The sequence below is a fragment of the Arthrobacter cryoconiti genome (assembly GCF_020905375.1).
Classification (GTDB): Bacteria; Actinomycetota; Actinomycetes; order Actinomycetales; family Micrococcaceae; genus Specibacter; species Specibacter cryoconiti.
Window position 1 is genome coordinate 1 of the sequence record NZ_JAJJBU010000052.1, and the last position, 964, is coordinate 964.

A 964-nucleotide genomic window follows, 5' to 3' on the forward strand; every position below is an offset into this window, starting at 1 on the left:
TTACCTAACGTGGTTCGCCATGGCACAAAAGCCAGGACTCACCTCCGCTGAGGCCGACTTCTGGATCATGCGCAAGCACCTCCAGGAAAATCCCGCCGGTGGAGCTGGCATCAGGCGACTCGAGGACCCGTCAGCGGCCCAACTGCTGCTAAAGCTCGTCGGAGACTCCTGGACCGTCGGATATAACACCACGGAACCACAAGACATCGCTGAGATCGTAGGGCTTTCCGATGCCGACGTCATCGAAAAAATTCGTCAGATCAGGCAAGACCAGCTATGACCAACGACCCAAACAGAGACGCAAGGGATGCCGCTGCGATGCTCTGGCATCAGCAGGCCGTCGCAGCGGGTCAAACAGAACGCATGCTGGTTCGCGCTGTCAACGGCGAACTAGTCAGCTACCTGCCTGAGGAATACGGGGTTGCCCGCATGACCCATGGCAATTCCGTCACGTCCGCAGGGGGCAATTGGGCCATAGCCTGTTCTCTGTTGATCATTGCCTTGGGGGTTCCAGCCGCGGTAGCGATCACCGCAGCTATCAGAAACGACAGTTACCCTGGCGCTTTGTGGCTCCTGCCAGTACTCTTCGTTCCGGCAGCCTTGTACTTCATCCGCAGCGCCCGCCGGGAGGCAACGGCGGTACGCTTGCGCCGGGTGCGTGGCTTGCCAGCCCCAACCTCGCAAACAATTGAGAGTAAGTGGACCCGGGACAGGATGCCAAACGGTACTTAGCAGCTTCGGCTCAGTAAGCATCAAGTGAGCTGCGGCAGGGGTGCTCCATGCAGCCGAACGTGTTCCTCAGACGACACGGATTTGCCGCCCGTGAGCACTCTTTCTTTACGAAAATGACCCTGACCCGATGGTCTCACGAACGTCGCCAAGTTCTTTGGCTTCTAACAACAAGGAGATAAGACTTTGGCTCAAGCAACCACTGCGGAACATGCCGCGAGTGAACAAGGATTCC

1 protein-coding gene and 1 pseudogene are annotated in these 964 nt (G+C 57.9%); both read left to right on the forward strand.

The window, feature by feature from the left end; translation table 11 throughout:
* Nucleotides 1–280, forward strand: a pseudogene (locus LOH53_RS16715) (hypothetical protein); the annotation flags it as partial.
* Nucleotides 277–732, forward strand: a complete 456-nt coding sequence (locus tag LOH53_RS16720; RefSeq protein WP_230068892.1) for a hypothetical protein — start codon at nt 277–279, stop codon at nt 730–732. The pseudogene LOH53_RS16715 and the gene LOH53_RS16720, both read left to right, overlap by 4 nt.
* The last annotated feature ends 232 nt before the right edge of the window (nt 733–964 follow it).